This is a genomic window from Spirillospora sp. NPDC052269 (assembly GCF_040679435.1).
In the GTDB taxonomy this organism is placed as follows: Bacteria; Actinomycetota; Actinomycetes; order Streptosporangiales; family Streptosporangiaceae; genus Spirillospora.
This window is the reverse complement of record NZ_JBFAUU010000006.1, coordinates 214,924-238,630: the sequence shown is the minus strand read 5'-3', so window position 1 is coordinate 238,630 and position 23,707 is coordinate 214,924. Positions and strand designations below refer to the sequence as shown.

Below are 23,707 nucleotides of genomic sequence, written 5' to 3'. Positions count from 1 at the left end.
GTCGAACTAGCGGACGACCGTCTCGACGTGCGCGGTCAGCGCGTCCAGGCCGAGGCCGCTCAGCCGGGACAGGTCGCGGCGGGCGTCCGCGACGGTGTCCGCCTCGTCCGGCCAGGCCGGGACGGTCACCGCGTAGCCCCGTCCGGCGAGGTGCTCCGCCCAGGGCGTCCAGGACGACACGTGCAGCCACGCGCCATGGACGAGGACGACGGGTGTTGGGGTCACGACCTGGCCTTCCGACGGACTGTCCGTCCGCTTCGACCATCAGGTCCGGGTTCGCGGCGGAGGACAAGGATCTTCCACTCGCCGCCTCGTGGGAATAGTCAGATGACTGAACGCCGCGGCCTCCGGTCCTCGGGCCGCCCCGGCGTCAGGTGACGGATGTGTCCGCCGCCGTCCGGGCGAAGAGTGGACACGCCGGTATCCACCACGAGAGGTCGAACATGATCGACAGACGTACGTTCGCCAAGGCGGTCGGCCTGGGCGTGGGCGCGGCGGCCGTCCCGGTCGCGGCGCCGGGCGGCGCCCCCGCGGCCGTCGCCGACACACCCCGCGTGAGCGGCGGCGGTCCCGCTCCGACCGTCCCGGTGATCAGGCCGGGGACGCACACGTCGTTCGCGACGATGAAGAAGGTCAGAGCCGGGGTGCTGGACGTCGGGTACGCCGAGGCAGGGCCCCGGAACGGGCCCGCCGTCGTGCTCCTGCACGGATGGCCGTACGACATCCACAGCTTCGTGGACGTCGCGCCCCTGCTCGCCGGGCTCGGCTACCGCGTGATCGTCCCCTACCTGCGCGGACACGGGACGACGAGGTTCCGGTCGGGACGGACCTTCCGCAACGGGCAGCAGGCCGCCGTCGCGGTCGACATCGTCGCGCTGATGGACGCCCTGAAGATCCGCCGGGCCGTCCTCGCCGGGTTCGACTGGGGATCGCGGACGGGCGACATCATCGCGGCGCTGTGGCCGGAGCGCGTCAAGGCGCTGGTCTCGGTCAGCGGCTACCTCATCACCGACGTCGAGGCGCAGAGGGAACCGATCGCGCCCAAGGCCGAGCACACCTGGTGGTACCAGTACTACTTCGCCACCGAGCGCGGCCGGAAGGCCATGCAGGACGAGCGCAAGTGCCACGACCTGTGCCGTCTCGTGTGGGACGAGGTCTCGCCGACCTGGAGGTTCGACGACGCGACGTTCGAGCGGACGGCCGCCGCGTTCCGGAACCCCGACTACGCCGCGATCGTCGTCCACAACTACCGCTGGCGGCTCGGCCTGGCGGACGGCGAGCGGCGGTACGACCGGTACGAGAAGGCGCTGGCCGCGCAGCCGTCCATCGCCGTCCCGACGATCACGCTGGATCCCGGGGCGGACCCGTTCCTGCCGCCGCCCGGCGATGGCAGCGGGTACCGGCGCTTCTTCACCGGCCCGTACCGGCACCGGCTGCTCAAGGGCGTCGGCCATGACCTGCCGCAGGAGGCCCCGACGGCCTTCGCGCAGGCCGTCGTCGACGCCGACCATCTGTGAGGAGGCCATGATGAACGACGAGACCGGCACAGAGACCGGCACGGCGGCGGCCGTTCGGCACGCCCGGTTCGGGGCGCTGCCCGAACGCGTCGCCCTCAAGGACACGGTCGAGGAGAAACCGGTCGCCTCGCCCAACCCGATGGCGGACGTCTACGACCCCGACGGCCTGGGAGTCAGGTTCTCCTGCCTCGCCGCCGACTTCGGGGTCTGAGCCCGAACAGGCCACAGCCCGAACAGGCCACAGCCCGAACAGGCCGGGGGCCGAACAGGGCAGAGCCCGCACCCGGGAGGTGCGGGCTCTGGTGTTCTGGCTGGTCAGTGCCGTGCGGGGGTGATGCAGCGGAAGCTCTCCGCGGACGCCGTGTCGCCCTTTCCGGTGTAGCGGGAGACCAGCGGGTACCGGCACAGGTCCCGCTTGACGGTCTGGCCGGTGGCGGTCGTCAGCGTCGCCGGGAGCGTGTCCGGGGCGACGCCGCGCTCGACCCAGGCGGTCAGGGCGGCGAGGTCGTCGCTATTGCCGCCCTTCAGGCCGCAGTGGTCGGCGCCGGGCGCGAGGAACAGCCGGTAGAAACCGTCCACCCGCGCCGTCCCGCCCATCCGGCGGTCGACGCGCTCGCGGTAGTCGACCGTGCCCGCCGTCGGGATCAGCTGGTCGTTGCCGCCGTGCCAGGTGAGCAGCTTGCCGCCGGCGTCGCGGAACGCCGTCAGGTCCGCGTCGCGGGTGCCGATGACGTCGTCGAACTCGGCGCGGGCCTGCTGGAGCACCCGGGTGAACCCGTCATAGGTCAGCGTGGCCGTGTCGAAGGACGGCTGCTTCTTCACGAACGTCGACACCCAGGTCGACGGCACGAAGAACGGCGCGCCGTGGACGGTCCCGGTGGCCGGGTCGGTCGTGGACGCGGCGAGGTAGCGGAAGTCCGCGCCGATCGGCAGGCCGTACCAGAGCCGCTCGCCCGAGCGGGTGCGCGGGCCGTCCCAGATCCTGCGGACGACCCTCGCGTCGGCGGCCGTGATCGTGACGTCCCTGCCGTCGCAGACGAGCTTGGCGCCGATCAGCTCGCGCGGGTCGTAGGCGCAGCGGGCCGGGTCGGAGATCAGACCGTCCTTCGCGCCGTCCAGCGCGTCGCACGCCTTGACCGCGGCCTTGTTGAAGGCGTCGAACTCGCAGGGCGTCGGGTAGGCGCCCTCCTCGTTCATCACCACCTGCGGCCACAGGGTCGCGACCTCGAACTGGTTCCAGTTGACGCCGGGCGCGTTCGCGAGGACGCCGTCGAAGTCGGTGGGGTGGCGCTGGGCCTCCATGTACCCCTGCCGTCCGCCGGTCGAGCAGCCGTTCCAGTAGGCGTAGGACGCGGCCCTGCCGTAGACGCCCGCGACGACCTGCTTGCCGACGAGCGCCATCTCGTGCTGGGAGCGGTCGGCGAAGTTCTTCAGCAGGCCGGTGTCGAGCTTGCCGCCCTTGAGCGCCCAGCTGGTGTCGAGGCCCCCGCCGACCCCGGCGTCCGTGGTCGCGGCGGCGTAGCCCTGCTTGACCGCGTTGGCGAGGTCCGCGTAGTCCCCGGCGGCGTAGGCGGCGCCGCCGACGGCCTGGAACCGGCCGTTCCAGCCGCTCTGCGGCAGCCAGACCTTCACCTTGGCGTGGTCGTTGTCGCCCGGGTGGGTCAGCGTGACCGTCACGTCGCAGCGCGCCGGGACGTCCGGCACCGGGAACCCGCCCAGCGGCGGCTGACCCGGGACCTGGTAGGCGCCCGCGGGCACGCTCACCGCCGAGACCGATTCCACGGACGTCCCGGCCGGCGCCTTCAGCTGGACGGACGAACAGGCGAATCCCGGCGAGGACGAAGCGGCGCGCGTGGCGTCCGCCGAAGCGCTCGTCGGCAGGAAGGCGGCCCCGGCGAGCGGCACTCCGGCCGCCGCGACCGCCAGTAGCCAACGTTTTCTCATGTATTTCTCCAAGGGGGACGGGCATGCGCGACTCGGCGCATGCCGGGTGGATGCCACCACTCTGACCTGCGCGCCGTCCCCGCACATCAGTCAGCTGACGCTCAACCGTCCGGTGCCTGAGTCACGGGTTCAGTCATTCGGCTGCCCGCGCGGAATCCGCTATTCATCCGTCGAATGACCGATGCCGCCGGAACGTTCCGGGAACACCATGGAATCCGCACATCCGCTGAATGAAATGGGGGGCATCAGTCATGTTCAGCATCAGAAAGGCCCATGGACGCCGTATCGCGGCGTCCGCCGTCATCGCCGCCGGGACCCTCGGCGCGTTCGCCATCGCGGACGCCGCGAACGCCACGCCGCGCGCCGACCGAAAGCCGAAGCCGACGATCGTCCTCGAGCACGGCGCCTTCGCGGACTCCTCGAGCTGGAACGGCGTGATCAAGAAGCTGCGCCACGACGGCTTCCCGGTCGTCGCGGCGGCGAACCCGCTGCGGAGCCCGGCGTCCGACGCGTCCGCGCTGCGCGGCGTGATCAGCCACGTCAAGGGCCCGGTCATCCTGGTCGGGCACTCCTACGGCGGCTCGGTCATCAGCGCCGCCGGAGCCAAGAACCCGCAGGTCAAGGCCCTGGTCTACGTGGCGGCCTTCCTGCCGGAGCCGGGCGAGAGCGCGCAGGACCTGGCCGGCCTGTTCCCCGGTTCGACCCTTCCGGACGCCGTGGAGCCCGTCCCGGTCACGGGCCCGGACGGCGCCGAGGGAACCGACCTGTACATCCGGCAGGACAAGTTCCACCACCAGTTCGCCGCCGACGTTCCCGCGGGCCAGGCCGCCCTGATGGCCGCCGAGCAGCGGCCGATCACGGAGGCCGCGCTCGCCGAGAAGGCCACCGTCGCCGCATGGCACGAGAAGCCCTCCTGGGACGTCATCGCCAAGCAGGACATGAACATCCCCGTCGCGGCCCAGCGCTTCATGGCCCAGCGCGCCCACGCCCACGTCACCGAGGTGAACGCGTCCCACGCGGTCGCGGTCTCGCACCCGGGCGTGGTGGCGTCGGCCATCGAGCAGGCCGCGCGCGCCACCCGCTGATCCACCACCCGCTGGAAGGAAGCAGAAGCATGGACATGAGGCTGGAAGTCGTCGTCATCCCGGTGAGCGACGTGGACCGCGCGAAGCGGTTCTACACCAGGCAGGCCGGGTTCCGCCTCGACGCCGACCTCCCCGTGGACGACGCCTACCGGGTCGTCCAGGTGACGCCGCCGGGCTCGGAGTGCTCGATCATCTTCGGGACGGGCCTGACGCCCGCCGAGCCGGGATCCTTCCAGGGGCTGCACCTGATCGTCCGCGACATCGAGCGGGCGACGAGGGAGCTGGAGGAGCGGGGCGTCCAGGTCGGCGCGCCGTTCCGGGAGGGCGGCGGTGTGTTCCACCGCTTCGCCACCGACCAGCGGGTCCCGGGGCTCCATCCGGACCGCGCCAGCTACGGCACCTTCGCCTCCTTCGAGGACCCGGACGGCAACGCCTGGTTCCTCCAGGAGATCACTCAGCGCGCCCCGGGCCGCTGAGCCGCCGGAAACGCGCGTCGGCCGCCGTCCTCTGAGGACGGCGGCCGACGCGGATCCGGGGTCAGGACGCCGGGGTCAGGACGCCGGGGTCGGCTGCGGGGAGTCGAACTCGATGGACTCGGCGGGCGCCCGGGAGTGGCGGCGCGCCAGGGGGTAGTAGAGGGCCGCGGTGAGGGCCAGGCCGATGATCCAGGAGATGTCGGCGCCGTCGAGCATCTTGGTGACCGGGCCGGTGTACAGGGTCTGGCTCAGGAACGGGATCTGGGCGACGACGCCGATGACGTAGCAGGCCAGGGCGATCGGGTTCCAGCGTCCGTAGCGGCCCTTCGGGTCGTACAGGGCCGGGATGTCGATGCGCTCCTTGGAGACCAGGTAGTAGTCGACGAGGTTGATGGCGCTCCACGGGGTGAACACCATCAGCAGCGTCAGCACGAAGTTCTTGAAGTTGGTCAGGAAGTCGGCGCTGGCGAGGAGCGCGACGAGCATCGACAGGGCCAGGAAGCCCGTGATGTACAGGGTGCGCACCAGCTGCGACACCTTGCGCTCGCCGCTGAGCGCCGACACCGTCGTCAGGATCGACATGAAGCCGCCGTAGGCGTTCAGCGTGTTGATGGTCAGCTTGCCGACGATGATGACGAGGTAGACGAGCAGCGCGATCGCGGCGTTGCCGCCGAGGTCGCCCATGAAGCCGACCTGGTTGTCCAGGAAGCCCTCGCCGGGCTTGGAGGGCAGGGCCGCGAGCAGGACGCCGAACGTCATCGCCCACTGCGAGCCGATCACGCTGCCCCAGAGGGTGCAGTGGAACGTGGTGCGCGGCGAGGTCGTCCGCGGGAGGTAGCGCGAGTAGTCCGCGACGTACGGGCCGAAGGTCAGCTGCCAGCCCGCGCCGAGCGAGATCGCCAGCAGGAACGTCACGCCGTCGAACGACTTGGCGCCGAACAGCCCGCCGACGTCGTGGGTGGTCACGACGCGGATCATCAGGTAGGTGAAGCCGACGACGCCGAGCACGGTGGCGACGCGTCCGAGGCGGTGGATGTACCGGTAGCCGAGCACCGCGACGACGGCGGTCAGGAGGCCGAAGACGATGATCCCGACCGGCCGTGAGTCGGTGTGGACGATCTCGTTGACCGCCTGCCCGGCGAGCACCGTCCCGGTGGCGGCGAAGCCGAGGTACATGACGATGACCAGCACGATCGGGACGATCGCGCCGAGCACGCCGAACTGCGCCCGGCTGGAGATCATCTGCGGCAGGCCGAGCCGCGGGCCCTGCGCCGAGTGCAGCGCCATGAACACGCCGCCGAGCAGGTTGCCGAGGAGCAGGCCGATGACGGCCCAGAGCGGGTCCGCGCCGAAGACGACCGCGAGCGCGCCGTCCACGACGGCGGTGATCTGCATGTTCGCGCCGAACCACAGCGTGAACTGGTTGAACGGGGTGCCGTGCCGCTCGGAGTCGGGGACGACGTCGATCGTGCGGCTCTCGACGACCGAGGTGGGCGGCCGATCCTGTGGTGCCATGCTGTCCGGTCCCTTCAGGGGAGGTGGGGTGGCCCGGGTGGTTCGGGAATGAGGGGGTTCGGGAGCGAGGGGGTTCGGGAGCGTCGGGAGGCGGGGGACGAGGACGGGGGAGCGGGGCGGGGGGTGTTCGGGCTAGGCGAGGGCCTGTTCCAGGAGTTCCAGGCCCCGGGCGGACGGGACGCTCATCCGGACGCTGCCCGGCACGCCCAGGCTGCTGCCCGGACGGACCGCGACACCGTGCGCGGCGAGTCTCTCGATCATGCGCTCCTCGTCCGGCGTCCGCACCAGGACGAAGTTGGCCTGCGACGGGATCACCTCGTAGCCGGCGCCGGTGAGCAGCCCGGTCAGGACGTCCCGCTGCTCGCGCGCGTGCTCCCGGACGGCCCGCCGGTGGCCGGTGTCGCGGAGCGCGGCGAGCGCGGCGGCCTGCGCGAGGCCGCTCACCGAGAACGGCGCGCGGATGCTGCGCAGCGTCGCGATGATCTCCGGGGCCGCGACCAGGTAGCCGACGCGGAGCCCGGCGAGGCCGTGGACCTTGGAGAACGTGCGGAGCACCGCGGCGCGGCCGTCCCGGGCGAGGGGCATGGCGGTCGTGCCGTCCGGGTCGTCGGTGAAGTCGATGTACGCCTCGTCCACGACGACCAGGCGCGCGCGGCTCTCGGCGGTGAAGCGCTCCACGGCCGTCCGGGGCAGGACGGTCCCGGTGGGGTTGTGCGGGTTGACGACGTAGGCGACGTCGGCCTCGATCTCGGCCATCGCGGGAAGGTCGTGCGTCCAGTCGCGGACGGGGACCTTGGTCAGCCGGGCGTTGACGACCTGGCTGCTGATCTCGTCCATGCGGTAGGCGGGGTCGGCGCAGACGGCGTGTCCGCCGTGCGCGAGGTAGGCCCAGGCCAGCAGGTAGATGAGCTCGTCGGAGCCGTTCCCGACCAGGATCTGGTCGGGGTCGACGCCGTGCAGCTTCGCGAGTTCGTCGCGCAGGTCGCCCGCCAGGGGGTCGGGGTAGTGGTGGGCTCCGGCGGCGGCCTCGGCGAGCGTCCGGGCGACCGCCGGGCTCGCGCCGAGCGGCGTCTCGTTGGAGGCGAGCGAGCCGTCCGAACTCTGCGCGTGCCGGCCGGGACGGTACGGCTGGATGCGGCTCAGCCAGGGGCGCGGCTCGATCATGCCGGCGTCCCGGGGACGGCGGGAGCGGCGGGGGTGGCCCACATGAGACGGTGCCTCGCTTTCGGATATACGAACTCTGATCGTTTATGCGAATTTGAGGCACCCTAAGGAGCGTTCCAACGGAATGTCAACGGTGATCGCCCAGCGCGGACGCGACGCGGGTCAGGCGGGCCGTCCGCCGAGGAGCGCGGACGTCCGGGCGGCGGCCGTGCGGACCTCCCCGGCGATCGCCTCCAGGTCGGAGCCGGGACCGGGCAGGTAGCTCACGCCGACCGCGCCCCGGCACCCGGCCGGGTCGAAGACCGGCGCCGCGACGCAGGTGATCCCGGTCGCGACCCGTCCGGCGTCGGTGGCGTGGCCGCACGCGCGGATCCCGGCCAGCTCGGCGGCCAGCTTTGTGGCCAGCTCGGTGGCCGTGGACGGTTCGGGCCCGGCCGCGACGTACTCGGGGAGCAGGAGCGGGTCGACCCATGCCAGGCAGGCCTTGCCGACGGCGGTCAGGTGGGACGGCAGGCGCGCCCCGACCGAGCTCGCCAGCCGGACGCCGAGCCCCGGCGGGTCCTCCTTGCACAGGTAGACCGCGTCCGTCCGGTCGAGGATCGCGTAGTGCGAGGTGACGCCGAGCGTCCGCGTGAGCCGTCCGAGCTCGGGGCCGACGATCCCCGCGACCCCGACCCGCCGCAGGTGCGCGGACCCGACCTCGAACGCCTTGAGCCCGATCCCGTACGCCGTGGGCTTGGACACCGCGACGAACGACTCGCTCACCAGGTCGCGCAGGATGCCGTGCGCGGTGCTCTTCGGGATGGAGAGGCGTTCGGCGATCTCGGTCAGCGTCAGGGCCTCGTCGCTGTGCGCCAGCAGGTCGAGGATCCGCATCGCGCGGACGACGGATGTGCTCAAGGGGCCTCCTTCGCCGGTGTGAACGCGGACACCGTCCCACATACCGGAACCCCGCCGGGCGTGAGCCGTCCGGCGGGGGTCGGGGGGTTCCGGGGGGTTCCGGGGTGACGCGGTCCGCGCGTCTACCAGGGGAGGGCGCCGCTCGCGTCGAAGAAGCCGGCGGTCGGCCAGTCGCCCTCGAGGGTGGCCATCCGCACCAGGATCTCCGCGCCCTGGGCGGGCGTGAGGAACCCCTGGTGGTCGTTGATGTCGGTGTCGACGTAGCCGGGAGCGACGGCGTTCACCAGGATGCCCTCCTTCCGCAGCTCGTTGGCGTACTGGACGGTCAGCCCGTTCAGCGCGTTCTTCGACGGCCCGTAGGCCGCGGACGCGGGCAGCGCCGAGAGCGGCCCGCCCGGCATCGCCGCGAAGCCGAGCGACGCCGTGCCGCTGCTGACGTTCACGATCCTCGGCGCGGACGACCGGCGCAGCAGCGGCAGCATCGCGTTGGTCACCGCGATCACCCCGAAGACGTTGGTCTCGAACACGTCCCGGACCATGTCGATGTCCACCGAGGACGGCAGCTGGTCGACGGCGTCCTGCGGCGCGATCTGCCCGGACCCGGTGATCCCGGCGTTGTTGACCAGGGAGTCCAGGCGCCCGTACCGCTCCTCGATCCACCGCGCCGCGGCCTCGATCGTGCCGTGGTCGGTGACGTCGATGGTGAGGGCGTGGACGTCCGCGCCGTCCGCCTGACGCAGTTCCGCGGCGGCCGCCTCGCCGAGCGCCGGGTTCCGGGCTCCGAGGAGCACCGTCATCCCCAGCGCGGCGAGCTGCGCGGCGGCCGCCCGTCCGATGCCCTTGTTCGCCCCCGTGACCAGCGCGATCTTCCGCTGCCCGTTGTCCCCGCTCATGTGCGTCTCCGTTCCTTCCGAACTGTTCCATCCCCAAGACGCGACAGACCGCCCCAATTGTGACATCGAGTTTCTAGGAGCGTCCCCGGACGCGGCCGACCAGGTCGTGGGCGGCACTCGGCCAGTGCTCGTGCTCGAAGGCGAAGCCCGCGTCCAGGAGGCGCCCGGGCGTGACGCGGCGGCTCTTGAGGAGGAGTTCGGTGTCGGACCGGAGGGCCACGGCGCCGATCTCCGCCATCCACGCGGTGGCCGGGAGGCCGACCGGCACGCCCCACGCCCCGCGCAGGTCCCGCATGAACTCGCGGTAGGGGAGCGGGTCCGGGGACGTCAGGTTGACGGCGCCGCTCAGGTCCTCGCGCTCGATCAGGAAGAGGACGGCCCGGACGAAGTCGTGGTCGTGGATCCACGAGACGTACTGCCTCCCGCCCGCGACCGGACCGCCGAGGCCGAGCCGGACCATGCCGAGCATGTGGGCGAAGATGCCGCCGCGGTCCGGGCTCATCACCATCGACGAGCGCAGCGCGACGCGGCGGGTGTGCGGGGTGTCGGCGCGCAGCTGGGCGGCCTCCCAGTTCCGCGCGATGCGGACGCTGTACTCCCAGTAGCGCGGGACGCCGGGCTCATGGCCGCCGATCTCGCCGGTCGCCTCGTCGTTCGGCGCGTCGAAGCGGTGCGCGTAGATCGTGGCGGTGCTCGCCTGCAGCCACACCCGCGGCGGGACGGCGGCCCGGGCGATCGCCTCGCCGACGACCTCGGTCGACCGGACGCGCGAGTCCATCATGTCCTGGAGGTTCGCCGGGGTGTAGCGGCAGCTGACGCTGCGTCCGGCCAGGTTGACGACGACGTCGGCGCCGTCGATCTCGTCCGTCCAGGGGCCGGGGGTGCGGCCGTCCCAGGCGACCTCGCGCTCCCTCGCAGGACGGCGCGTCAGCACCGTCACGTCGTGTCCGGCCGCCGTCAGCGCCCGGTCGAGAATCGCTCCGACCTGCCCGGATCCTCCGGGAATCACCACCTTCATGGCCGCACTGTAGTCCTCGATTGAACGCGTTCAACAGGAGGTGTGCCGAGTGTCACGGCGTCGGTAGGGTGCCCGGTGTGGTGGACAAAGAGTTGGTACGTGCGTTCATCGGCCCGGATGACCGGAACGGCGCTTTTGCCCTGGTGGTGTTCGAGCCCGCGCCGCTGAGCGACGAGGAGTACGCCGACCTGGCGGTCCGGCTGGGAGTCCCGGCGACGGTGTTCGTGTCGGACGCGGAGCAGGGGCGGATCCGCATCTTCGGTTCGTACGGCCTGGAGATCTCGTTCGGCGGGCATCCGGTGCTCGCCACGATCGACGTGCTGCACAGGCGCGGGCACACGCCGCGCGAGATCCGGACCAAGGCGGGCTCCGTCGCGTGCGCGCGGGACGCGGCCGGCGTCAACCGCCTCATCGCCCCGGCCGCGTGGTCCAAGCCGTGGCGGCACTATCCGATGGCGTCGGCGGCCGAGATCGAGGCGCTGACGGAACTCCCCGCGGGTGAGGACTTCACGCAGGTCTGGGCCTGGATGGACGAGGCGGAGGGCACCGTCCGCGCCCGGCTCTGGGCGCCGCGCATCGACAAGCCCGAGGACGAGGCGTGCGGCAGCGCCTCGATGATCCTCGCGCAGCGGCTCGGGCGGCCGCTGACCGTCCTGCACGGGCGCGGTTCGACCATCCACGTCCGGCCCGTGGACGACACGCTCGTCGAACTCGGCGGACGCTGCGCCGTCGACGACCCGCCCGCCGACCTCGGCGAACTGCTCGACGCGGCCTACTCGTCCCGAACCGCGCCCTGACGGCCGGCTCGGGGAGACCCGGAGGGCCGCCTCGGGGACGCGTCGTCCGGCGGGCGGAGCGCGCTGTGCCCGAACGGTCGAAGCCGGGCCGGGGCCCCGCGAAAGATGATCAAGCACATGAAAAGCGATCGAGTGTGCGGAGGGCCGAGAGCCCCCCTGATCCTGCGGCTGGCCTGGCGGAACGTCCGGAACGACCGGCTCGGGTTCGCGGCCTGTTTCCTCGCCGTGCTGACGGCCGTGGTGCTGGTGGGCGGGAACAGCCTCGTGGTCGCGGGCAGCGCCGGAAAGTCCGAACTGGACGGCGTCACCGGGATCCTCATCCTGTCCGCGTTCGTGTCGGGGTTCGTCTCGGTGTTCGTCGTGGCGGGCACGCTCGGCCTGCACGCGGTCCGGCGCCGCCGGACCTGGGGACTGCTGCGGTCGATCGGCATGACCGCGCCGCAGCTGCGCCGTCTCGTCCTCGCGGAGGCCCTGACGCTGGCCCTCTCGGCGAGCGTGCTCGGCTCGGTGCTGGCCGTCCCGTACGCGGGGATCGTGGCCGGGTTCGTCCGGGAGGTCGGGTTCGCTCCGACGGACATCCCGGTGCGGATCACGCCCGTGCCGTTCGTCCTCGCGTTCGTGGTCGGCCCGGTGGTCACGCTGGTCGCCGCCCTCGGCGCGGCGCGCCGGGCGGTGCGGCTGAAGCCGCTGGAGGTGTTGCGGGAGACGCACGTCCAGCGGCGGATCACGTCGCTGCCGCGCCTGGTGTTCGGCGGGTCGGCGCTGGTCGGCGGCCTCTGGATGGCGGCCGCGACGACCCGCATGAGCGTCAAGGACGCCGAGCCGATGGCGTTCGGGACGACGATGGTGCTGTGCGTGGGCGTCGCCGCCCTCGGGCCGGTGATCCTGACCGGCCTGGTCCGGATGCTCGGCCCCGTGCTGACCCTGCTCGACCCGACCCCCGGACGGCTCGCCCGCGCCGCCCTGCTCGCCGCCCCCGGACGCGTCTGGCCGATGGTCTCGCCCGTGATGCTGACGATGGCGCTGGCCTGCACGTTCCTGTTCTCCGCCAGCACCGAGGCGGCGTGGAAGGGCATCATCCGGACCGGCGCCGCCGCGTGGGTGGCGCCGCTGATGGTGGGGTCGGCGACCGTCTTCACGGTGATCGCCGTGGTGAACGCGGCGGCCGTCGCGATGGCGGACCGGGGCGACAGCCTGCGGCTGCTCCGGCAGATCGGCGCGCTGCCCGCCCAGCTCGTCCGGACGGTCTGCTGGGAGACGCTCGTCGCGACCGGCATCGGCGTCGTGCTCGGCACCGCGATCGCCATGCTGTCCCTGCTCTCGCTGGGCAAGGCGATGACCGGTGTGCCGTGGTTCGACTGGTCGCCGTTCCAGTACGGCGGACTCCTGGCGACCTGCGTCATCGGGGGCCTGGCGGGAACGCTCGCCGCGACCCGCAAGGCTCGCAACGGCCCGCTCCTCCCCACGTCCACCCCACGCTGATCACCCGTCACCACAAGGACCGTTGGCCGGGAACCCACCCGGCCAACGGTTTCGGCCGTGTCGCGTCAGACGCGCCACGCCGGATGCCACCTGCTCGTGGATTCCACCTGCGCTTCTAGGGAGGCGTAGAAGTGCGGTGGCAGATGCTTCACGGTCGACGCCAGCAGCAGCCCGAGCCGCGGCGCGTCCGCGGCCAGGTTGATCTCGCGGTGGAAGGTGTGCCCTCAACGCCCCTTGCGCAGGGTGTCGGTGATCCACCAGAGGGCGGCGAGGGCGGCGCCGGGAGGGGCGAAGGACCATATCCACCACGGGGTCTCCCAATGCAGGCCGGTGACGCAGATGGCCGCCCAGACCACCACGCTCACCATGTTGACGACCAGCCACGCGGCGGTGAGCAGGCGCAGGACGGGCCGGTCCGGACCAAGCCAGGACACGGTCCCCGCACGCGGCGTGAGCCGGGCCGAAGGAGCGTCGTCAGCCGCAGCCGTGGTCGAGGGCTCGGTTGCGATCGGGGCCGGGTGGTCGGTGGGGGACATGGGGGGTCCTCTGGTCGCGGGATCGGCCGCTGCGGGTGCGGTGGCCTCTGCAACTCATCCTGCGATTCGAGGGCCGGCGCGGCACGGGGCCCCGGTCGCCGCTTCGGGTGGACCTAGGCCCCCGTGGGATCAGGGGGCGAAGGTCAGGGCGGCGGGGAGCTCGGCGAAGGTGGCGCTCAGGAGGTCGGTGAGGGCCTTGCGTCCGCCGCGGCCCTGCTGGGCCGTCCAGGTGACGGAGGCGGTGCGCCAGGTGGAGACGACGATCTCGATGGCCAGGCGGAGGTGGACGTCGTCCGAGGGGACGCCGCGGCGGGCGCTGACCTGGTCGACGAGGGCCTGCGTCGTGTCGTGGCAGTAGCGCAGGCTGTGGGCCTGGAGCGTGGGGACGGTGTCGCAGAGGTCGCGGGTGGCGAGGAAGCGGCGGTCCCAGTCGGGCTCCAGGGCGGCGAGCGTGGTGTGCAGTGCCGCGTGCAGGACGTCCAGGAGCGGGCCCTCGGGGTCGAGGGCGGCGACGTCGTCGAGGTAGGCCGACCACAGGTCGCTGTCGGCGGCCAGCGCGACGTCCTCCTTGGACGGGTAGTTGCGGAAGAACGTCCGCTTGGACACCTCCACCTCGTCGCAGAGGTCGTCCAGCGTGGTCGCGTCGTAGCCGCGCTCGACGAACAGCCGGAGCGCGGTCTCCGCCAGGGCGTGGCGGGTGCGCAGCTTCTTGCGTTCCCGGAGCGGCAGGGCGCGCAGCTCGTCCGGCGCGGCTTCGGCGGCGGTCACGGGGTTCGACACGGCTTGGGGCACCCGGTCAGCGTACCACCTGGAGGCTTTCGCCTTTCGACGGCTTTCGCCCTTTGACAGCTTTTGCCACTCGGTGGCACTATCCCCTCGGTGGCCGCTGGGGTCACCGTTGAGTCGCCAGGAGTGGGCCTGTGGCCAGTAATCCGAATCGACCGTCCCGTCCGGGAATCACCCTCGCGGTGGTGCTCGCGGCGTTCGGCACGGTCCCGATGTCGATCTCCGGGGCGGCGGTCGCGCTGCCCGGGATCGGGACGGCGCTGGACGCGTCCGGGGCCTCGTTGCAGTGGGTGATGAACGGCTACAACCTGGTGTTCGCCGCGTTCCTGCTGGTCGCGGGAACGACGGCCGACCTGGTGGGGCGGCGCAAGGTGTTCGCCGCCGGGGCGGCGCTGTTCGCCGTGGGGTCGGTCGCCGCCGCGTTGGCGCCCGGCATCGTCGCGCTGGACGTGGCGCGCGCGGTGGCCGGCGCCGGTGGGGCCGGGGTGTTCGCCAGCGGTGGCGCGATCCTGGCGACCACGTTCGACGGGGCGGCGCGCACCCGCGCGTTCGCTGCCATGGGGAGCGCGGCGGGGCTCGGCCTGGCCGCCGGTCCGACGCTGTCCGGGTGGCTGATCGGCGGGCTCGGCTGGCGCGCGACGTTCGGGCTGCACGCGGTGATGCTGATCGTGGCGCTGAGCGGCGTCGGGTTCTTGGCGGAGTCGCGCGCTCCGGAGCGTCCGCGGATGGACGTGACGGGCGCGGTGATGTTCGTCGCCGCGCTGGCCGCGCTGGTGCTGGGGGCGGTGCAGGGCCCGCAGTGGGGCTGGGTGAGCCCGGCCGTGCTGGGGCTGCTGGGCGGCGGCGTGGTCCTGCTGGTGCTCTTCACGAGGCTCCAGGCCCGGAAGGCGGCGCCGCTGCTCGACCTGACGCTCGTCCGCGACCGCCGGTTCCTCGCGCTCTGCCTCGTCCCGCTCGTCACGACGTTCGGGTTCGTGACGCTGCTGACCTACCTGCCGACGTACCTGGTCGGCGCGGGCGGCATGTCCGCCGGACGCGCCGGGACGGTCATGCTGCTGCTCACCGGGCCCGTTCTCGCCGCGCCGCCGGTCGCGGGGGCACTGGTCACGCGCGGCGTGTCCGCGCGGGCGCTGATCGGCGCGTCGCTGCTGATGTTCGCCGTCGGGGACGGCTGGCTCACCGTGATCGAGCCCGGTTCGTCCACGTGGGCGATCGCGGGGCCGCTGCTTCTGGTGGGTCTCGGCGCGGGGGTGCTGTTCGGCATCGGCGACGGACTCGCGATGAGCCTCGTCGAGCCCGCCCGCGCGGGGATGGCCGCCGGGTTCCTCAACACCATGCGTCTCGGCAGCGAGGCCATCGTGATCACGGTGTTCGGGGCCGTCCTGGTCAGCCTGGTCGGGACCCGGGTTCCGTCACACCACCTGGCCGCGCGCATCGCCGCCGGGGACCTGGGCGGCGGCGACCACGCCGGGCCGGCCGCCGCCTTCACCCACGCACTGCACCTGGGCCTCTGGGGCCTCGCCGCCGTCAGCGCCGTCGGCGCGGTGATCGTCTACGCCGCGCTGGCCGAACGACGCAGCCCGGCCACCGCCCCGGCTCCGGCCCAGGCCCGAGCAGCGGCCGAAGCCACCGCCCCCGCCGAGGTTCACTGAACACCGTCCCGTGCTGAACACCGTCCCGTGCTGAACACCGTCCCGTGCTGAACACCGTCCCGTGCTGAACACCGTCCCGTGCTGAACACCGTCCCGCGCTGGACGTGTTCCGCGCTGGATGCCGAGCACGGCGTCCAGCGCGTCGGCGAGGGCGTTGTCAGTGGTGGTCAGTCCGAGGCGCTCATGGGGGCGGGCTGACGGCGGCCAGGCCGAGTGGTGTCTCGGTCTGGCCGCCGGGGTGGGGGAAGTGTCGTCCGGTTAGAGGGACTCGCCCGCCTCGATGGCCTTGCGGAGGCGGGTGAGTTCCTTCGGGAAGTTCACCGTCGCCGCGCCCACCAGGACGTTCTCGCGGGTGAAGGCGACGGAGAACTTGCCGTCCTCGGGGGCGCCGGTGACGACGGTGCTCGCGTCGGCGAGGTGGGGGAGGCCCGCGTACTGGACGCGGGTGCCGTGGACGCGCGTGCCGAGCGCCGGGACCTTGCTGAACGGGACGGCCTCGGACGGGCCGAGCAGGAGGTTCCGCGCGGCGGCGGCGCCCTGCTCGTTGGCGTTCGACCAGTGCTCGATCCGGACGGTCTCGTGCCCGAAGAGGGTGTGGGGCCAGCGCGCCACGTCACCGGCGGCGACGATGTCGCCGTGGCCGCGCGCGAACAGGCGGGTGTCGGTCACGACGCCGTCGTCCACGTGGACGCCGCTGCCCTCGAGCCACTCGGTGTTCGGCACGACGCCCGCCCCGACCACGACCAGGTCGGCCGGGACGGTCCGGGAGTCGTCCAGGCGGACGCCGGTGACCCGGCCCGCCTCGCCGACCAGCCCGGCGACGCGGGTGTTGGTGATGAGTTCGACGCCGTTGGCGCGGTGGTGGTCCGCCAGCCAGGAGGAGACCGTCCGGCCGAGGACGTGGACCATCGGCTCGGCGGCGTCGATGACGGTGACCTCGTGGCCCGCGGCGCGGACGGTCGAGGCGACCTCGCCGCCGATGAACCCGCCGCCGATCACGACGACGCGCCCCTGGACGCCCGCGAGGGCCTTCCGCAGCTCGAGGGCGTGGTCGATGGTGCGCAGGACGTGCACGCCCGCGAGGTCCATCTCGTCCTCGGGCAGGCGGCGGGGGCGGGCGCCCGTCGCGATCACCAGGCCGTCGTAGGGGAGTTCGGCGCCGTCGTCCAGGGTGACGGCGCGGGCGCCGGTGTCGAGCCGGACGGCGCTGCGCCCGCCCCGCCAGTCCGCGTCGACCTCCTCGGAGCCGGGCAGGCTGACGTCGTCGTCGCCCTCCAGCACGCTCTTGGACAGCGGCGGCCGGTTGTACGGGCGGTGCGGCTCGGTCCCGACGAGGGTGAGCGCGCCCGCGTACCCCTCCTCGCGCAGCGTCGCCGCGGCGCGCAGCCCCGCCAGCGACGCGCCGACCACGACGATGCGCTCCTGATTACCCACTGTGCATGCTCCTCACGGCTCGGATGACTGTCGAGGAGAATACCCATAGGGGGTAAGTGTATAAAAGGTGTCCTGTGTCACAGGAGGGTCAGTCCAGGACCGGGTAGTTGCTGCGGAGGGTGCCGCGCGGGTCGCGGCGGCGCTTCAGGGCGCGGAGCCGGTCCAGCACGTCCGGGGTGAACGCGTTGGCGGCACGGTCGCCCGGCTCGAGCAGCGTGAACGGCCTGCGCCCGCTGGTGTGCGGGACGAGCGCGTCCGCGATCTCCCGCTGCCGCTCGCCGACGGCGGCGCCGCCGTCCTCGCCGGGGATGCCGATCATGAACAGCGCGAACGGCTCGTCCAGGCGCCCCGCGGCCGAGTCGTGCCCGGCGGCCGGGCCGGACGGACGGGCGAGCGCGCCGCCGAGGTGCCGCAGCTGGACGTTCAGCAGCGGCGCGATCGGACGGTCCAGCAGCACCGCCGCGACCTCGTCGGTGAGGCCGGTCAGCAGTTCGGAGCGGGACCGCCCGGGGCTCGGGTCGGTCGGCTCGGCGGTGATCGAGGGCAGTTCGGCGACCGTCATCATGGCGCGCGAGTCGGACAGCCGTCCGTCCACCTTCTCCAGCGGACGCAGCAGCGCCTCGGCGTCGCCGCCCGCGCCGAGGAACGTCGTGTCCACGGCGACCATCGGCGCCGCCCCGGGGAAGTGGAACAGCTCGAACCAGGCGGTCAGCTCGTCCGGCGCGGACGCGGTGACCTCGCGGAACGCGTCCAGGACGGCGCGGGCCCGGTCTACCGGCCACAGCATCCGCCCGCCGTACAGCTCGGGCGCCGGGTGCAGGTCGAACTCGATCGCGGTGACGATGGCGAGGTCACCGCCTCCGCCGCGCAGCGCCCAGAACAGGTCGGGGTCGGACGTGGCGGTGACGCGCGCCCGCGCTCCCGTCGCGTCCACGATCTCGAACGCCCGGACGCTGTCGGACGCGAAGCCGTGCTTCCGCCCGAACCAGCTCAGCCCGCCGCCCAGCGTGTAGCCGGTGACCGTGACGACCGGGCTGCTGCCGGCCAGGCCGGTCAGGCCGTGCGGGCTCGCCGCCTCCTGCACGCGCCCCCACTTGACGCCCGCGCCGACGCGGGCGGTGCGGGCGGCGGGGTCGACGCTCAGCTCGTCCAGCCGGGTGGTGCGCAGCAGGATCACCTCGCCGGTGTTGCCGCTCGCGCCGTGGCCGCTCGGCTGCGTCGCGACGGTCAGCCCGGCCAGCCGGGCGTGCCGGACGAGCGTCGCGACGTCGTCGGCGTCGGCGGCCTCGACCACCGCCTGGACGGGCTGCTCGACCGCGAGGTTCCACGGCCGCCGCGCCTGCTCGAAGCCCTCGTCGCCGGCCGCGAGGACCGTGCCGCGGAGGACGGAGCGCAGTTCGTTCCCAATGCTCATGACCTGTCCCTGATGTCGTCGTTCGGGGTGAACGGGTCCACCATGTCGCGCGGACGTTGGGATCGGACTGGGGTCGAGTTGGGGTCCCGTAGGGTGATCATTCGGACGTTCCGGGGGGAGACGCATGACGGCGGAGCTGGAGTTCCGACTGTTCGGCCCGCTGGAGGCGGTCGCGGCCGGACGGGGCGCGCTCGACCTCGGCACGCGCAAGCAGCGGGCCCTCGTGGCCATGCTCGCCCTCGAACCCGGACGCGTCGTCTCGCTCGACCGGCTCATCGACGAGCTGTGGGCCGGGGAGCCGCCCGCCGGGGCGACCCGGACGCTCCAGGCGTACATCGCGCCGCTCCGCAAGACCCTCGAACCGGACCGTCCGCCGCGCACCCCGCCGAAGGTGCTCCTGACCCGCGAACCCGGCTACCTGCTGGCCGTCCCGCCGGGGCGGATCGACCTGTGGCGGTTCACCGCCGAGGCCGAGGACGGCAGGGCCGCGCTCGCGCGGGGCGAACACCGGCAGGCCGCCGAGACGCTCGAACGCGCCCTGGGCCTGTGGCGGGGCGAGCCGCTGGGGGAGTTCGCCGAGGAGGAGTTCGCGCGTCCGGTCGTGACGCGGCTGACCGAGACGCGGACCGCGGCCCTGGAGAACCTGTACGACGCGCGGCTCGCCCTGGGGGACGACGCGTCCCTGGTCGGCGGGCTGGAGGACCTCGCCGAGAGCGAGCCGTACCGGGAACGCGCCTGGTCCCTGCTCGTCCTCGCGCTCTACCGGGCCGGACGCCAGGCCGACGCGCTGGCCGCCCTCCGCCGCGTCCGGACGCGCCTGGCGGACGACCTCGGCCTGAGCCCCGGCCCCGAGCTGCGCACGCTCGAGAAGGCCGTCCTCGACCAGTCGCCCGGCCTGCTCCTGCCCGCCCCGGCGCCCGTCGAGGCCACGCCCGCCGAACCCGAACCCGAACCCGAGGACGACCGGCTGATCGCGCGCGGCGACCAGCTCGCGCAGGTGGAGCGGCGGCTCGGCGCGGCGCGGCGGGGGCAGGGCGGCATCGTCCTGGTCACGGGGGAGGCGGGGATCGGCAAGACCCGGCTCGTGCGGGCCGCCACCGACCTCGCCGCCGCGCGCGGCTTCCGCGTCGCGTGGGGCCGGTGCGTGGACGGCACCGCGCCCGCGTTCTGGCCGTGGGCGGAGGTCCTGCGGGACGCGGGCGACGCGTCCGGTGTCCTCTCCGGGGACGGATCAGGCCGTCCGCAGGATCCCGGCAGCGCGCTGATCGGCCTGTACGAGCGCGTCATGGACGTCCTGCAAGCGGACGGCAGCCCGCTCGCGATCGTCCTGGACGACCTGCACTGGGCGGACGTGTCGTCCCTGCGGCTGCTCGACTTCGTCGCGGGCGCGGCGGGGCGGCGCCCTCTCCTGCTGCTGGTCACCTGCCGTCCCGAGCCCGGCGACCATCCCGGCGCGCTGCGCGACACACTCGCCGCCCTCGCCCGGCTGGGCGACCGCCTGGACCTCGCGCCCTTCAGCGCCGACGACGTCGCGTCCTACCTGCGCGCGAGGCGGCTCCCCGACCCGCCCGGAACGGTCGCCACCCTGGTCGAACGCACCGGCGGCAACCCCTTCTACCTGGGTGAGGTCCTGCGGCTGCGCAAGGACGACGATGTGCCGCGCAGCGTCCGGGACGTCCTGGAGCACCGTCTCGCGAGGCTGCCGGAGGAGACGGGCACGCTGCTGCGCGCCGCCGCGGTCGCGGGACGCGACATCGACGTCGACCTTCTCGAAGCCGTCACCGGGACCACGGCCGAGCAGGTCATGGACGGGCTGGAACCGGCCGTCGCGACCGGGCTGCTCGCCGAGCCGCCGTCCGGGCCGGACTACCGGTTCGCGCACGCGCTCGTCCAGCAGGCCCTCTACACCGGGCTCGGCAGGGCCGAGCGGAGCAGGCTGCACCTGCGCGTGGGCGAGGCGCTGGAACCCGTCCTGCCCGGCTCCGAGTCCGCGACGCTCGCGCACCACTTCGCCAAGGCCGGACGGCTCGGCGGCGCGGACAAGGCCGTGGGGTACGCGGGCCGGGCCGCCCGGCACGCGACCGCGCAGCTCGCGTTCACCGAGGCCGTCGAGCTGTGGCGGCTCGCCCTGGACTCGCTCCCACCCGGCCGGGACGCCGAGCGCGCCCGGCTCCTCGTCGAGCGCGGCCAGGCGAACCGCACCGCCGGGCGGCCCGAGGACGCGCGCCGCGACTGGGAGGAGGCGATCCGCCTCGCGCTCGAGCTGGGCGACCGGGAGGTGCTGGTCCCGGCGGTCACCGCGATCGGCGGCCCCGCCCTGTGGAACTGGCGCGCGTACGGCGTGGTCGACCGCGACATGGTCGCCGTCATCGAGGACCTCCTCGGCGGCCCGCTCGCGGACGCCGACCGCGCCGCGCTGCTCGGCGCGCTCGCCCTGGAACTGCACTACGGCCCGCGCAGCGCCGAGGGTGAGGGGCACGCCGCCGGGGCCGTCGCCCTCGCCCGCGGGCTCGGGGACGGCCCGCTCCTCGCCCGCACCATGAACAACTACCTGCTCGCCGCGTTCCGGCCCGGCCGGAACACCGAGCGGCGGCTGATGGCCGAGGAGCTGGCGAACCTGCCGGGGCGTCCCGCCGGCGACGAGGTGCTGGCGCGGGTCTTCCTCATGTCGTGCCAGCTCCGCGACGGCGACCTGCACGCCTGGGACCGCGAGCTCGCGCGCTGCGAAGCGCTCCTGGACGCCGCGCCCAGCCCCCAGCTGAAGTCGATGGTCCGCAGCGCGCTGATCGCCCGCGCGACCCTGGACGGCCGCTGGGACGAGGCCGAGACCATGGTCGACCGCCACGAGATGCTGTACGGCTCGACGCTGTGGGGCGGCCCCTTCTGCCGCCTGGTGGCCGTCTACACCTGCCGGCGGGCCCAGGGGCGGGCCGCCGAGGTGCTGGACGAACTCGTCGAGGCCGCCTCCGGCACGCGCCTGGTGCCGTTGCGTCCGCTCGCCGTGCTGGCGGCCGTCGAGTCCGGCCGTCCCGACCTGGCCCGCGACCTGATCCGGCGCTGGGGGGCGGACGTCCCGGACGACTGGGTGGGGGACTTCCTCCTCCCGGTCTGGGGCCTGGTCGCCGCCCGCCTGCACGACCCGGAGAAGGGCGTCCCTGACCCGGCCGTCCCGGATCCGCGCGTCCTGTACGACCGGCTCGTCCCGTACGCCGAGCAGTTCGTCGTCGCGGGCATGGGCAGCGCCTGCTGGGGATCGACACACCTCGTCCTCGCCGAACTCGCCCGCAGCATGGGCGACGAGGACACCGCCCAGGCCCACGCCCGCGCGTCCCTCAGAACGCACGAACGCCTGGGCCTGACCTACCGGGAGTCCGAAAGCCGCGCTCTGCTCTGACGCGGGCCTAGAGGGGGAGCTTGAAACCCTCGTGGCTCGCCGCGAAACCGAGCGAGGCGTAGAAGCGGTGCGCGTCCCGGCGGGTCTTGGTGCTGGTCAGCTGGACGAGGACGCAGCCGCGCGCACGGGCCCGCTCGATCACCCGGTCCATCAGCGTCCGGCCGAGGCCGCCGCCGCGCAGGTCCGTGCGGATCCGCACCGCCTCGATCACGGCCCGATCACCGCCGCCCTTGCCGAGCCCCGGGATGTAGGTGGCCTGCAGGCAGCCGATCACCGCGCCGTCCGCCTCCATGACCAGCATCTCGTTGCGCGGATCGGCGTCGATCGCCGCGAACGCGCGCTCGTAGGCGTCCGTCACGACGACCGCCGCCGGGTCGACGACGGTGTCCTCGCCGGCGAGCAGGGCGAGGACGGCGGGAAGGTCGGCGCGCGTCGCCTGACGCACGACGGGGACCGGCTCGTGCTTCGGGGAGGTCATGGCACGGACCCTACCCAGGGAGAGGGGTTTCCCCATCCATGGTCGTTTTCGGTTCCCGCGACGGATTACCGGGGCAGTTTTGCTGGTGTGACACACCGGAAGGACTGTCCCGCCTGCGACGGGGCCGGGGAAGAGCGACTCGGGACGCTTCGGCTCGCCTGCTTCTTCTGCCGGGGCATGGGACGCATCAACGAGAACGGCGGCGTCGGCGGCGGGCGGGCCCCGGCCCCGAGACGCGCGTACACCCCCGTGTGGGACCAGCTCGGCGCGGAGATCATGCCGGGGTGCCGGGCCTGCCTCGGCGTCGGGCGCGTCATCAGCCTCGGCGGCGACGTGCGCGGAGGAAGACCCGCGACGATGACGGAGGCGCCCTGCCCGGCCTGCGCCGAGAACTGAGGTAACCGAGACTGGTCCCTCATCGCCCCCCAGGGGACGATGAGGGCGTTTTCGGGCCTAGCCTTCCGGGTCGGCCGGGTGCGGGGCGAGAGGGAGTGGCGCGGCGAGGCGGTTCTCGCACATGTCGACCAGCACCCGGTACGCCGGTTCGCCCATGAGCTCGACCAGCTCGGGACGGTAGGTCACGTACAGCGGGTCGGCGGCGTCGTGCGCCGACTCGGCGCTCGTGCACCACCAGTGCAGGTCGTGCCCGCCCGCCCCCCACGTGCCCCGCTCGTACTCGGTGATCGAGACGACGAGGACGCGGGAGCCGTCCGGACGGTCCCGCCACTCGAAGGTGCGCCGGATGGGGAGCTGCCAGCACACGTCGGGCTTGTATTCCAGTGGTTCGCGGCCGTCCCGGAGGGCCTGCGCGTGCAGCGCGCACCCGATCCCGCCCTCGAACCCGGGCCGGTTCAGGAAGACGCACGCGCCCTGGAGGACGCGGGTGCGCCGTCCGCCGCCCGGTGTTGACGCCGTGAACCCGTCGCGCGTCCCGGTGCGGTGGAACTGCCACGCCTCCGGGGTGAGCCGCGCGGCGTGCCCGGCGACGCGTTTCTCGTCGTCCTCGTCGCTGAAGTGCGCGCCGAGGGAGCAGCAGCCGTCGCTGGCGCGTCCCGAGACGATGCCCTGGCACCCGCGCGCGAACAGGCAGTTCCAGCGCGAGGTCAGCCAGGTCAGGTCGCAGCGGAACAGCTGCTCGGCGTCGGCCGGGTCGGCGAACTCGATCCAGGCGCGCGGGAAATCCGGTGCTGCCTCGTCGTCCATCCGTCCACGTTCTCGCATG

The 23,707-nt window shown here is 73.2% G+C and carries 22 protein-coding genes; 9 read left to right on the top strand and 13 right to left on the bottom strand.

Going from position 1 to position 23,707, the window contains the following annotated elements; all coding sequences use genetic code 11:
* Window positions 1-6: 6 nt before the first annotated feature.
* Window positions 7-225: an esterase/lipase family protein gene (locus tag AB0L06_RS14950; protein ID WP_500231542.1), complete on the bottom strand. Its 219-nt coding sequence runs from the start codon at window positions 223-225 to the stop codon at window positions 7-9.
* Window positions 226-443: 218 nt separating this feature from the next.
* Between AB0L06_RS14950 and AB0L06_RS14945 the strand changes: the two genes are divergently transcribed.
* Both AB0L06_RS14945 and AB0L06_RS14940 read left to right on the top strand, forming a co-directional pair.
* The gene (locus AB0L06_RS14945; RefSeq protein WP_500231541.1) at window positions 444-1,517 is read left to right on the top strand and encodes an alpha/beta fold hydrolase; all 1,074 of its coding nucleotides are present in this window, start codon (window positions 444-446) and stop codon (window positions 1,515-1,517) included.
* Between the two features lie 10 nt (window positions 1,518-1,527).
* Window positions 1,528-1,728, top strand: a complete 201-nt coding sequence (locus tag AB0L06_RS14940) for a hypothetical protein (protein WP_500231540.1) — start codon at window positions 1,528-1,530, stop codon at window positions 1,726-1,728.
* A 104-nt stretch (window positions 1,729-1,832) separates the two neighbouring features.
* Here AB0L06_RS14940 and AB0L06_RS14935 read toward each other — a convergent pair whose 3' ends face one another.
* Window positions 1,833-3,461 (bottom strand): tannase/feruloyl esterase family alpha/beta hydrolase, encoded by a 1,629-nt coding sequence (locus tag AB0L06_RS14935; RefSeq protein ID WP_500231539.1) that lies wholly within the window; start codon window positions 3,459-3,461, stop codon window positions 1,833-1,835.
* 251 nt (window positions 3,462-3,712) lie between these two features.
* On the opposite strand from AB0L06_RS14935, the gene AB0L06_RS14930 reads away from it, so the two are divergent.
* Window positions 3,713-4,546: an alpha/beta fold hydrolase gene (locus AB0L06_RS14930; RefSeq protein WP_500231538.1), complete on the top strand. Its 834-nt coding sequence runs from the start codon at window positions 3,713-3,715 to the stop codon at window positions 4,544-4,546.
* A 29-nt stretch (window positions 4,547-4,575) separates the two neighbouring features.
* Window positions 4,576-5,022, top strand: coding sequence for a VOC family protein (locus AB0L06_RS14925; RefSeq protein ID WP_500231537.1), 447 nt, complete (start codon window positions 4,576-4,578; stop codon window positions 5,020-5,022).
* Between the two features lie 75 nt (window positions 5,023-5,097).
* Here AB0L06_RS14925 and AB0L06_RS14920 read toward each other — a convergent pair whose 3' ends face one another.
* From AB0L06_RS14920 to AB0L06_RS14900, 5 genes are all read right to left on the bottom strand, one after another.
* Entirely contained in the window at window positions 5,098-6,537 is a 1,440-nt protein-coding gene (locus AB0L06_RS14920) for a purine-cytosine permease family protein (RefSeq protein WP_500231536.1), read from the bottom strand.
* A gap of 132 nt (window positions 6,538-6,669) precedes the next feature.
* Window positions 6,670-7,701 (bottom strand): histidinol-phosphate transaminase, encoded by a 1,032-nt coding sequence (gene hisC / locus AB0L06_RS14915; RefSeq protein ID WP_500231535.1) that lies wholly within the window; start codon window positions 7,699-7,701, stop codon window positions 6,670-6,672.
* A 162-nt stretch (window positions 7,702-7,863) separates the two neighbouring features.
* A complete protein-coding gene (locus AB0L06_RS14910) occupies window positions 7,864-8,601 on the bottom strand; it encodes an IclR family transcriptional regulator (RefSeq protein ID WP_500231534.1) in 738 nt (245 codons plus the stop codon).
* Window positions 8,602-8,723: 122 nt separating this feature from the next.
* Window positions 8,724-9,494: an SDR family NAD(P)-dependent oxidoreductase gene (locus AB0L06_RS14905; protein ID WP_500231533.1), complete on the bottom strand. Its 771-nt coding sequence runs from the start codon at window positions 9,492-9,494 to the stop codon at window positions 8,724-8,726.
* A gap of 73 nt (window positions 9,495-9,567) precedes the next feature.
* Complete coding sequence (locus AB0L06_RS14900; RefSeq protein WP_500231532.1) at window positions 9,568-10,512, bottom strand: TIGR01777 family oxidoreductase; 945 nt, start codon at window positions 10,510-10,512, stop codon at window positions 9,568-9,570.
* Between the two features lie 77 nt (window positions 10,513-10,589).
* Here AB0L06_RS14900 and AB0L06_RS14895 point away from each other — a divergent pair, with 77 nt between their 5' ends.
* Complete coding sequence (locus AB0L06_RS14895; protein ID WP_500231531.1) at window positions 10,590-11,309, top strand: PhzF family phenazine biosynthesis protein; 720 nt, start codon at window positions 10,590-10,592, stop codon at window positions 11,307-11,309.
* A 117-nt stretch (window positions 11,310-11,426) separates the two neighbouring features.
* The gene (locus AB0L06_RS14890; RefSeq protein ID WP_500231530.1) at window positions 11,427-12,791 is read left to right on the top strand and encodes an ABC transporter permease; all 1,365 of its coding nucleotides are present in this window, start codon (window positions 11,427-11,429) and stop codon (window positions 12,789-12,791) included.
* Window positions 12,792-13,015: 224 nt separating this feature from the next.
* Here the strand turns inward: AB0L06_RS14890 and AB0L06_RS14885 are convergent, their stop codons facing one another.
* Window positions 13,016-13,327 carry a hypothetical protein gene (locus AB0L06_RS14885; RefSeq protein ID WP_500231529.1) on the bottom strand — a complete coding sequence of 104 codons (312 nt, stop codon included), beginning with the start codon at window positions 13,325-13,327 and terminating at the stop codon, window positions 13,016-13,018.
* A 129-nt stretch (window positions 13,328-13,456) separates the two neighbouring features.
* Entirely contained in the window at window positions 13,457-14,119 is a 663-nt protein-coding gene (locus tag AB0L06_RS14880; protein WP_500231528.1) for a TetR/AcrR family transcriptional regulator, read from the bottom strand.
* A 128-nt stretch (window positions 14,120-14,247) separates the two neighbouring features.
* Between AB0L06_RS14880 and AB0L06_RS14875 the strand changes: the two genes are divergently transcribed.
* Window positions 14,248-15,765, top strand: a complete 1,518-nt coding sequence (locus AB0L06_RS14875) for an MFS transporter (protein WP_500231527.1) — start codon at window positions 14,248-14,250, stop codon at window positions 15,763-15,765.
* 258 nt (window positions 15,766-16,023) lie between these two features.
* On the opposite strand, the gene AB0L06_RS14870 is transcribed toward AB0L06_RS14875, so the two are convergent.
* Together AB0L06_RS14870 and AB0L06_RS14865 are read right to left on the bottom strand one after the other, a co-directional pair.
* The gene (locus AB0L06_RS14870) at window positions 16,024-17,199 is read right to left on the bottom strand and encodes an NAD(P)/FAD-dependent oxidoreductase (RefSeq protein ID WP_500231526.1); all 1,176 of its coding nucleotides are present in this window, start codon (window positions 17,197-17,199) and stop codon (window positions 16,024-16,026) included.
* 88 nt (window positions 17,200-17,287) lie between these two features.
* Window positions 17,288-18,613: an FAD-binding oxidoreductase gene (locus AB0L06_RS14865; protein ID WP_500231525.1), complete on the bottom strand. Its 1,326-nt coding sequence runs from the start codon at window positions 18,611-18,613 to the stop codon at window positions 17,288-17,290.
* Window positions 18,614-18,737: 124 nt separating this feature from the next.
* Here AB0L06_RS14865 and AB0L06_RS14860 point away from each other — a divergent pair, with 124 nt between their 5' ends.
* A complete protein-coding gene (locus AB0L06_RS14860) occupies window positions 18,738-22,007 on the top strand; it encodes an ATP-binding protein (protein WP_500231524.1) in 3,270 nt (1,089 codons plus the stop codon).
* A gap of 7 nt (window positions 22,008-22,014) precedes the next feature.
* Here the strand turns inward: AB0L06_RS14860 and AB0L06_RS14855 are convergent, their stop codons facing one another.
* Window positions 22,015-22,485, bottom strand: coding sequence for a GNAT family N-acetyltransferase (locus AB0L06_RS14855; protein WP_500231523.1), 471 nt, complete (start codon window positions 22,483-22,485; stop codon window positions 22,015-22,017).
* A gap of 177 nt (window positions 22,486-22,662) precedes the next feature.
* On the opposite strand from AB0L06_RS14855, the gene AB0L06_RS14850 reads away from it, so the two are divergent.
* Complete coding sequence (locus tag AB0L06_RS14850; RefSeq protein WP_500231522.1) at window positions 22,663-22,881, top strand: hypothetical protein; 219 nt, start codon at window positions 22,663-22,665, stop codon at window positions 22,879-22,881.
* Between the two features lie 57 nt (window positions 22,882-22,938).
* Here AB0L06_RS14850 and AB0L06_RS14845 read toward each other — a convergent pair whose 3' ends face one another.
* Window positions 22,939-23,706, bottom strand: a complete 768-nt coding sequence (locus AB0L06_RS14845; protein WP_500231521.1) for a DUF3109 family protein — start codon at window positions 23,704-23,706, stop codon at window positions 22,939-22,941.
* Window position 23,707: the final 1 nt, after the last annotated feature.

What these genes read in the sequence shown, in the direction of transcription:
- AB0L06_RS14945 (WP_500231541.1), top strand. Translation starts at nt 444, where the DNA reads ATGATCGACAGACGTACGTTCGCCAAGGCGGTCGGCCTGGGCGTGGGC.
- hisC (WP_500231535.1), bottom strand. Translation starts at nt 7,701, where the DNA reads ATGATCGAGCCGCGCCCCTGGCTGAGCCGCATCCAGCCGTACCGTCCC.
- AB0L06_RS14850 (WP_500231522.1), top strand. Translation starts at nt 22,663, where the DNA reads ATGGGACGCATCAACGAGAACGGCGGCGTCGGCGGCGGGCGGGCCCCG.
- AB0L06_RS14905 (WP_500231533.1), bottom strand. Translation starts at nt 9,494, where the DNA reads ATGAGCGGGGACAACGGGCAGCGGAAGATCGCGCTGGTCACGGGGGCG.
- AB0L06_RS14865 (WP_500231525.1), bottom strand. Translation starts at nt 18,613, where the DNA reads ATGAGCATTGGGAACGAACTGCGCTCCGTCCTCCGCGGCACGGTCCTC.
- AB0L06_RS14890 (WP_500231530.1), top strand. Translation starts at nt 11,427, where the DNA reads ATGAAAAGCGATCGAGTGTGCGGAGGGCCGAGAGCCCCCCTGATCCTG.
- AB0L06_RS14885 (WP_500231529.1), bottom strand. Translation starts at nt 13,327, where the DNA reads ATGTCCCCCACCGACCACCCGGCCCCGATCGCAACCGAGCCCTCGACC.
- AB0L06_RS14930 (WP_500231538.1), top strand. Translation starts at nt 3,713, where the DNA reads ATGTTCAGCATCAGAAAGGCCCATGGACGCCGTATCGCGGCGTCCGCC.
- AB0L06_RS14940 (WP_500231540.1), top strand. Translation starts at nt 1,528, where the DNA reads ATGAACGACGAGACCGGCACAGAGACCGGCACGGCGGCGGCCGTTCGG.
- AB0L06_RS14935 (WP_500231539.1), bottom strand. Translation starts at nt 3,461, where the DNA reads ATGAGAAAACGTTGGCTACTGGCGGTCGCGGCGGCCGGAGTGCCGCTC.
- AB0L06_RS14855 (WP_500231523.1), bottom strand. Translation starts at nt 22,485, where the DNA reads ATGACCTCCCCGAAGCACGAGCCGGTCCCCGTCGTGCGTCAGGCGACG.
- AB0L06_RS14920 (WP_500231536.1), bottom strand. Translation starts at nt 6,537, where the DNA reads ATGGCACCACAGGATCGGCCGCCCACCTCGGTCGTCGAGAGCCGCACG.
- AB0L06_RS14925 (WP_500231537.1), top strand. Translation starts at nt 4,576, where the DNA reads ATGGACATGAGGCTGGAAGTCGTCGTCATCCCGGTGAGCGACGTGGAC.
- AB0L06_RS14845 (WP_500231521.1), bottom strand. Translation starts at nt 23,706, where the DNA reads ATGCGAGAACGTGGACGGATGGACGACGAGGCAGCACCGGATTTCCCG.
- AB0L06_RS14900 (WP_500231532.1), bottom strand. Translation starts at nt 10,512, where the DNA reads ATGAAGGTGGTGATTCCCGGAGGATCCGGGCAGGTCGGAGCGATTCTC.
- AB0L06_RS14860 (WP_500231524.1), top strand. Translation starts at nt 18,738, where the DNA reads ATGACGGCGGAGCTGGAGTTCCGACTGTTCGGCCCGCTGGAGGCGGTC.